The sequence below is a fragment of the Gelidibacter sp. genome (assembly GCF_035577925.1).
In the GTDB taxonomy this organism is placed as follows: Bacteria; Bacteroidota; Bacteroidia; order Flavobacteriales; family Flavobacteriaceae; genus Gelidibacter.
In genome coordinates this window covers 1-8,515 of the sequence record NZ_DATJCY010000296.1, presented here as the reverse complement: position 1 = coordinate 8,515, position 8,515 = coordinate 1, and the positions used below count along the sequence as shown (strand labels likewise).

The window sequence follows — 8,515 nt, the reverse complement described above, 5'->3', positions numbered from 1 at the left end:
ACTCCAAGAATGATTGTATTGCATTGGACGGTAATCCCGACTTTTCAACAAACGTTTGATGCGTTTAATCCGTCCAAATTACCGGGCAGACCCGATCTGGTTACAGCCAGTAGTTTAAACGTTTCTTCACAATTTTTAGTCGATCAGGATGGTACTATTTACCGTTTAATGCCCGAAACCACCATGGCCAGACATGTGATTGGATTGAACCATACAGCCATTGGCGTTGAAAATGTTGGTGGAACGAAAGACTTACCATTGACCAAAGCCCAAATAAAATCAAACATTTGGCTGGTCAATTATTTAAGCAAAAAATATCCTATTGAATATGTTATCGGTCATTATGAATACACCAATTTTGAAGGTCATGACTTATGGCTCGAAACAGATGAAGGTTACAGAACCGTAAAAACTGATCCGGGAGAAGATTTTATGGATGCCGTGCGGAAAGGCACCCAAAAACTCAATTTAAAACCGGTACCAATAAAGAATTAACAACTTATGAAAAACATATTTACCGTTCTATTGGCCCTCTTTTCATTTTCTGCAATAGCGCAGGTTAATGATATAACCACTAGTCTTTACGACAGTTATTCCAAATACAAGGAACAAAGTTTAGATAAACGACGCATCAAACACGATGATATCCAGCCACTTATTAATCAACTTAAAAACCATTCGGCTTATACCGTCAAAAAAGTTGGTGAAAGCATCAAAGGCAAAAGCATCAGCCTTATTAGTGTTGGCAATGGCCCTACCAATATCTTTTTATGGTCTCAAATGCATGGCAACGAACCCACCGCAACCCAAGCCATTTTCGATATTTTTAATTTCTTGAACAGTTCTGATTTTAAAGCTGAAAAAAAAGAACTTCTGAGCAAATTAACACTTCATTTTATGCCGATGCTTAATCCTGATGGTGCAGAAGTATTTAGCCGTCGCAATGCTTTAGGGATCGATATTAATAGAGATGCGCTGATGCTACAATCTCCGGAAGGACAAGTTTTAAAACGCATTAGAGATAGCCTAAATGCCGATTTTGGTTTTAATCTTCATGATCAAAGTACGTATTATAATGCTGAACGCACACCCAAACCAGCCACGATCTCCTATTTGGCACCAGCTTTTAACTATGAAAAAGACATTAACGACGTGCGTGGAAACGCCATGAAAGTCATTGTCTTTATGAATGCCATCATACAAAAATATGCTCCGGGGCAAGTGGGACGTTATAATGACGATTTTGAACCGCGTGCTTTTGGTGATAATATCCAAAAATGGGGAACTAGCGCCATATTAATAGAATCTGGTGGCTATAAAAATGATGCTGAAAAACAGGAAATCAGAAAACTCAATTATGTATCCATTTTATCGGCATGTTATACGATTGCTAACGGAAACTACAAGGCTATTGCGATTGATGACTATGAGAAAATCCCACAAAACGATCGAAAATTGTTCGATTTAAAAATCGAGCGATTTACCCATAAACTTTTAGGAAAAGATTATATTTTAGACTTGGGCATCAATCATTTGGAAGTTGATGACAAACACCATAGCACGTTTTATAATGTTGGCAGTATCATTGATAAAGGCGATCTATCAACATTTTATGGCTATGAAACTCTGGATGCCACAGGATATCGATTAATTGAGGGAAAAGAATATCCAAAGGTCATCCAAACTATGGATGACCTGAAAAACATGGATATTTATAGTCTATTAAAACAAGGTTATACCTATGTGCGTTTAGCTGAGTTTTCACAACAAGACAAAGACATTTCCATTCCTATAAACATTTTGGATAAAGACCAAAAAGTTCCTGGATTTTATGTGAATATCGGAAATAATCCAAACTTTGTCCTTCAAAAAGACGGTCGTGTGGATTATGCCGTTGTCAATGGTTTTCTTATCAATCTAAACACCAAAGAAACCAACTTTAAAAACGCAATTTTCTATAAGTAAATACTATTAATACGTATCGCGCAAGTATTCAAAAAGTTCTTGCATCTTAGGTTTTACAGCATTGGAACTCGTTACATAATGGTTGTTCATAAAACTAATAATGAGCACTTCGCCAGAATTAGTAACTAAATAACCACTTACACAATAGGCACTTGACAAAGTTCCTGTTTTAGCAAAAATGTAAGGTTCTTTTTCGCCAGCAAACCAATCTTTGAGCGTACCACTTTTACCTCCTGCCGGGAAAAAATTGAACAACCGTTCTCTCGGAATATCAGTATAGAGTTTTTCCAAAAGCTGAACCAACGACAATGGTGTGATGAGATTATAATTACTCAATCCAGATCCATCACGCCATTTTGGTGGTTGTTTTAAAAATTTCAACTGATTGTCGAGCATCGATTTTCTAATAGGATCGGCGTCTAAGGTATCAGAAACCGTCGAAGATGCTAAAATCAAAATCTGTTCAGCTAGAAAATTATCGCTCACGAGCATCATCCGTTTGTATAAACTATCCGTAGGAATACTGTAAAGCGTTTGATCGGTTTTAATATCCTTCCCTGCTATCAATTCTACTTTATTTGGCAGCAAATCGTTCCATAAACTTTGAACCATTTCAGTATCCAATACAAATGGCACTTGGATGGTATCCTTTCGTGTCAATCGGTAATAAAAGTTGTTAACGTTAAAGTCTCGTCTTTTAACAGATGATGAAAAACTGGTTTGGGATTCTAAAAATTTAGGATATACTACCAGTTGATCTTCATTTCTAGAAATCGAAGCAACATTTCCATAAAGTGGAAAACCACTTCGCTCCGGACTATAATAAGTGTCATAATCTTCCCATGCCCAACCCGGACCAAACTTAGCATTGGCGTAATTATCCGAAATCAGCTTTACCGCTTTGTAGTTTTTTATGAAATTTAAAGCTGTACTATCCTTAAAATAAGGATGTAAAAAGCTAGGATCGCCAGTACCTCTTATAATCAAAGTATCCTGATGCACCGCATATTTTAGTGCAGGAACATGATCTGGCAAATACTGCAAACCGGTAAAAAGTGTAAAAATCTTGGTGTTGCTTGCAGGCACAAAATACCGATTGGCATTATGGTTGAAAATCGTGTCTTTTGTTCTTGGATTATACACAATAAAACCCGTAAACTGGTTATCGAAAAAATTAGCATTAATAGATTTTTCCAAATGACTGGAAATTTTAGCTGATTTACAGTTAACTAAAAGTAAAGAGAGAGCCGCAATAAAGGTCAACCGCCGTAATTGAGTAAAACGTACTGAACTGTTATTGAAATTAAAAGTATTCTTCATAAAAATTTACTTAGGGTACATCCCAAAATATTCTATCCAAAAGAGTTAAAGATGGTAAGTTATCACTATTACGCTGTTGTTCTGTATCAGGATAATCAAATCTTCTGCTAAACTTGCCACCTAAATCAGAATTAAGACCATTTGGTATGATAAATCCATCATAGTTATAATCGTTGCGTCTCACATCAACCCACGATTCAGGATTTAAAAACATAGCAACATACTTCTCTTTAAAAATTAGTTTATTGGTTATATTAGATTGACCGACTGCAATAGCAGGATTATTAACATAATCATTTATTTCGGAATCATCAACACCTATTTTTTCCATATTTGCCCTTATTCCTTCCAAATATGCAATATATGCCTCATTATCGTTACCAGCTCTCAAATAAGCTTCAGCTTCAATAAATTTAAGTTCAGAATAAGTTATAATGGTCAATGGAGAGTTAATACTTGAATAATATCCATCTTGTGTTAAATAGGTTTCTTCTTGAATAGAACCACTTCCTTTTCTACCTGCTCCATTGGGTGTTCCTACAAAAGAACCATCAGGCAAAGGGCGTGTAATATGAGGTAGTCTTGGATCAAATACACCGTAGGTTTCTCCATTCATCGCATTTATGATATTTGATGACAACCAACCATCTAATTCCAAATTATCATTATTTAAGGCCACTTGATTCCATGGATTTCTTGTCTTAAATGTAGTAAGTTGTGCATCATCAGAATTGGATGCATATGACTGATTTACGGCATCCAGAATTGCTGACACATCATCTTTATCTGTCTTGGACAGATGATTTAAATACCTTGCTTTTAAAGCATATGCCGTTTTAATCCAGGCTCTTACATTTCCTCTATGGATAAAATCATTGCTAGATTTCAAAGCAACCCCTTCATTATCTCTTTCTAAATCATTAATACCTTCGTTTAACAAAGAAATAATTCTGTCATACATATCGACATCCTTATCATACTGAGGGGTAATGGTTTCAAAATTAAATGCCTGGGAATAAGGAACGTCGCCATACAAATCTACAACCATTCCCATATTCAATGCCATAAGAATTTTTCCAATTCCTACATAATGATTAGACTCTTGCTCTTTTCCAAACTTAATCAAATCAGAAATATCGCCCGAAATATTATAAATATTTGTCCATATTCCATCGGTATTTATTCTTTGGTGAGTATCCGATGATCCACCACTATTGGGAGAAGCATTATATTGTACAAAATAAGAAGTAGTGTAACCCACTCTATATACATTAATAGCTGAATTATATGTGACATTTGATAATAAGCCTGCTATTGGGGGAGAGATAGCACCATTTGGGTTATCATTAATATCAAGATACTTATCACAGCTAAAAAAGATAAATATCATAGCTATATAAACTATACTGAATTTTTTCATTTAATTTAATTTAAAATGTTAAACGTAACGTCATAGCATAAGACCTAAGACTTGGATAAGCAGACAATCCATCAAAAGATGAGATATTAGCCGATGTACTGGATGAACTTTCAGGATCAAACCCCGTATATTTAGTGCTCAACCATAAGTTATGTCCACTTGCGGTAATACTTGCATTGGATAAAGCTACTTTTTCGATTAAACTTTTTGGTAGATTATAAGTTAAACTCATGTCTTTTAGTCTAACCCACGAAGCATCCTGAACAAAATTCTCAGTCATTTGTCTTTGATAGTCTCTATAATACCCATTACCATAATTTACACCATCTGGACCAACTCCTTGTCCTAACCAAACTTGCTTAGTGTTTTTTGTTCCATCGGCTAGATAGCCATCAAACACAATAAAGTCCTCTCTGTTAAGCGTATAAGGTGCCTGACCAAAACCAGCCATATAGTTATCAAGATTATTGAATTTTTCAAATCCTTGACGGAAATCAAAATTAAAAGTCAAACTTAAATTTTTATATCGCAGCGTATTACTAATATTCATCATCCAATCGGGAGTGGAATTACCAATTATTTTTTGAGTGAAATTTTTCACTGGAAATCCATTAGCTCCTATTAATAAAGGTCTATCTTTTTCTAAGTAAAGTGGATCTTCATCAGCCGGATTCTCATAATAACGTTTATAACTAGTTCCTAAAATAGTTCCGTAAGGTTCTCCCACGAATAATCGTTGAGACGCTCCAGCATTAGGCATTCCAGATTGACTACTTACAAACACACTTGCAATCCCATCACGTATGTTGGTTACTTTGTTTTTATTATTAGAAAAATTAACATTCACATTCCAATTAAAATCTTTTGTCTTAATTGGCATCGCATTCAACATAATTTCCATCCCTGAGTTTTGTATTTCACCAGCATTTGTGGTAAATGTACTATAACCAGAAGTTTCTGAAACAGGAACACTCAATATTTGATCTTTTGCATTCGATTTATACCAAGCAATATCTAAACCCAACCTATTATTAAAGAATCTCAACTCAGTACCTATTTCAATTTCTGTGGTTAACTCAGATCTTAAATCGAAATCGGCCTTATTACTAGGTCGTGTCCAGCCAGTTACACCATCAACAGGAAAATTATTTGCTGTAGCTTCATATACATCTGATGTTAGATAAGCTCCTACTGCATCTTTTCCTATCTGAGCCCATGAGCCACGCAATTTTCCATAATCAAACCAGCTCGGTTTATTGTTCAAATTTTCAGTGAAAATATATCCCAAACTAACTGATGGATAACTAAAGGATCTATTCTTTTTAGGTAAAGTAGAAGCCCAGTCATTTCTAGTCGTCATGGTTAGATATAAAAAATCATCGTAAGAAAGACTAACCTCGCCATAAAGTCCTACCGTTCTGGTTTGCGTATATAGTTGAGAGGTAGAAATGTTTTTCGCATTACTTAAATGGTATAAATTATACACATCTAAATCTTCGCCAGAAGTTGTTAGTCTATCGTATTCTCTTTGAAAAACATCAAATCCAGCCCTAGCCACCAAATCAAACTTATCGGTTAACTCTTTATTGTAAGATGCCATAAAATTTGAAGTTAAGTCTTTACTCAAAATACGGGTTTCCGTGATAAAACCTTGACTGTTATATGTAAATTCTCCTTGAATACCCGTCGGACCTTGTCCTGTTGCTTTTCTACTATCTGAATAATAATCTAACCCAAAGCGATAGCTTAAATCAAATCCTTCGAATAATTTTAAATTAAACCCAAGATTCCCAAAAAAGCGATCAACATCGTCATTAAATTTATTGACTTTAGTTCCAAAAATAGGATTTCCACCCGATGTATGGTTACTATAATATCCTTTCTGAGTACCAGCTAAAGGCCCTTCGGTAAACTCAGAATCATTAACATCATACTGTGATGCCCAGTAAATTAATCGCTCATTAAAAGAGTTTGCATTAAATTTATTTCCTCCTGAATTCACATAATCAATAGAACCAAAAACTTTAAACGCATCTGATATCATCATATCACCTGCAATCTTGGCCCCTATTTTATTATAATTGGTGTTTGGAATTATACCGTCTTGATCATGCCTGTTCATAGAGGCATAAAACGTTCCTTTTTCATTACCTCCCGACGCACTAAAATGTATTTTTTTAGTATAGGCAGACTTGTATGCATTTTCAAAATTATTAAATAATTCTGCTCTATGATTAGGATCTATTTTTCGTGCCTCTTCAACCGATGGACCAAAATTCGGCCAAAACCCATCATCGTATACTCCTGCCCATCCCTGAGTATATTTTTTCTGGACTTTTGGCAATTTACTGGCTTCATCGAAGGAAGTGGAAGCCGTTACATTAAAGGTAGTTGTTCCTCCTTTTCCTCTTTTAGTCGTGATGATTATAGCTCCATTAGCAGCTCTTACTCCGTACAAAGCAGTTGCTGCACCACCCTTTAAAACGTTTAAACTTTCAATATCTTCCATATTAATATCAGACGATCGATTGGTCATCCCAGTTAATGCCCCACCTCCAGTTGTATACGTATCATTACTAATTGGCACTCCGTCAACAATAAATAAAGGTTGATTATCAGCATTAGGATCAATAGAGTTTATACCTCTAATTACAATAGACGCTCCTTGGCCTGGCGCACCTCCTTGGCTCCCAATCTGTGCACCGGCAATTTTTCCTGATAGCGCATTTACGATATTAGACTGTGGCTCGCGTGTTAAATCTTCAGAAGATACTTTTTGAACTGCATATCCTAAAGATTTTTTCTCCCTGGTAATCCCCATTGCCGTCACGACTACTTCATCTAAGATGGCAGTGTCTTCTAATAGAGTTACGTTCAAGGTTGAACCTGATATAGTTTCTTCTTTACTTTTAAAACCCATATAGGAAAATACTAATACCGCTCCTTTCGAAGCTGATATTTGATACTTTCCATCAAAATTTGTTGTAGTTCCTGTGCTTGAATCCTTTACTAGTATTGTTACACCTGGCAATGCCATTCCATCTGCATCAGAAACAGTACCGTTGACAGTTATCTGCTGAGCAAATACAAATGAGCTTAATGTGGTGAAAAAAACAAGGAAAGAAGCTTTAATTTTTTTTCTCATTAGTTTATTGGTTTGATTAATTAAAAAGCAATTCTCTTAAAAAAAGAGAACATTTCTTGTACAAAAGATGCTAGTTAGGCAATTCTTCTGTTTTTAAATTTTAAAGTACTTATTTAGAAGTATCCTTTAACGAATAGTAAATAGCTGGGATCATTTCATAATTATCTGCAATTATTTAAGTTAATTTCAACCAATATAATAGTTTTATTATTCCTACAATAAATTTGAAGTGATATTAACAAAAAAAAAATAAGCATTGTTTTTAAAGCTTTTTGAAAGCTAGTTTTCACAATCCATCAACTACTTTAAACACAGACAAATATGGGAATTCCCCTACATCTTGAATCAAAAATACATCCATCATTTTCTAAATCCTGAAACTTCGTGGATTACAGATATTATGATTTTTCTGACAAAGTATTTATCGCACTTAAAATGTGTGAAGAAGCAGATTCAAGTGATGAGCTTGCCGGCACATGGTTTAAACCTGCAAGTTATCCTTCAATTGAAGTCACACGAAACAGGGCTGCGGTTGAAGCTAACAAACAAACACCGGTAACACCAGTTTGGAGGGATGCCAAAAACTAAAAACCCCTCATTAATTTAGTGAAGGGTTTCTTTTTGAAATTCTATTAATGCTGATTTTAATTGTTCTAAATCAGATA

6 protein-coding genes are annotated in these 8,515 nt (G+C 35.0%); 3 read left to right on the top strand and 3 right to left on the bottom strand.

The window, feature by feature from the left end; genetic code table 11:
- A partial coding sequence (locus tag VNJ50_RS11620) for a peptidoglycan recognition family protein (protein WP_325582048.1) occupies positions 1-495 on the top strand: 495 nt, incomplete at its 5' end.
- A 6-nt stretch (positions 496-501) separates the two neighbouring features.
- On the top strand, positions 502-1,965 hold the full coding sequence (locus VNJ50_RS11615; protein WP_325582046.1) for a M14 family zinc carboxypeptidase: 1,464 nt from the start codon (positions 502-504) through the stop codon (positions 1,963-1,965).
- A gap of 6 nt (positions 1,966-1,971) precedes the next feature.
- On the opposite strand, the gene VNJ50_RS11610 is transcribed toward VNJ50_RS11615, so the two are convergent.
- The 3 genes from VNJ50_RS11610 to VNJ50_RS11600 form a co-directional block, all read right to left on the bottom strand.
- Entirely contained in the window at positions 1,972-3,162 is a 1,191-nt protein-coding gene (locus tag VNJ50_RS11610; RefSeq protein ID WP_325582044.1) for a D-alanyl-D-alanine carboxypeptidase, read from the bottom strand.
- A gap of 133 nt (positions 3,163-3,295) precedes the next feature.
- On the bottom strand, positions 3,296-4,705 hold the full coding sequence (locus VNJ50_RS11605) for a SusD/RagB family nutrient-binding outer membrane lipoprotein (protein ID WP_325582043.1): 1,410 nt from the start codon (positions 4,703-4,705) through the stop codon (positions 3,296-3,298).
- A 10-nt stretch (positions 4,706-4,715) separates the two neighbouring features.
- Positions 4,716-7,850: a SusC/RagA family TonB-linked outer membrane protein gene (locus VNJ50_RS11600; RefSeq protein ID WP_325582041.1), complete on the bottom strand. Its 3,135-nt coding sequence runs from the start codon at positions 7,848-7,850 to the stop codon at positions 4,716-4,718.
- A gap of 384 nt (positions 7,851-8,234) precedes the next feature.
- Between VNJ50_RS11600 and VNJ50_RS11595 the strand changes: the two genes are divergently transcribed.
- Positions 8,235-8,438, top strand: coding sequence for a hypothetical protein (locus VNJ50_RS11595; protein ID WP_325582039.1), 204 nt, complete (start codon positions 8,235-8,237; stop codon positions 8,436-8,438).
- The last annotated feature ends 77 nt before the right edge of the window (positions 8,439-8,515 follow it).

Bases quoted from the DNA above. Each gene is read 5' to 3' on its own strand.
- VNJ50_RS11600 (WP_325582041.1), bottom strand. From the start codon at position 7,850: ATGAGAAAAAAAATTAAAGCTTCTTTCCTTGTTTTTTTCACCACATTA.
- VNJ50_RS11615 (WP_325582046.1), top strand. From the start codon at position 502: ATGAAAAACATATTTACCGTTCTATTGGCCCTCTTTTCATTTTCTGCA.
- VNJ50_RS11605 (WP_325582043.1), bottom strand. From the start codon at position 4,705: ATGAAAAAATTCAGTATAGTTTATATAGCTATGATATTTATCTTTTTT.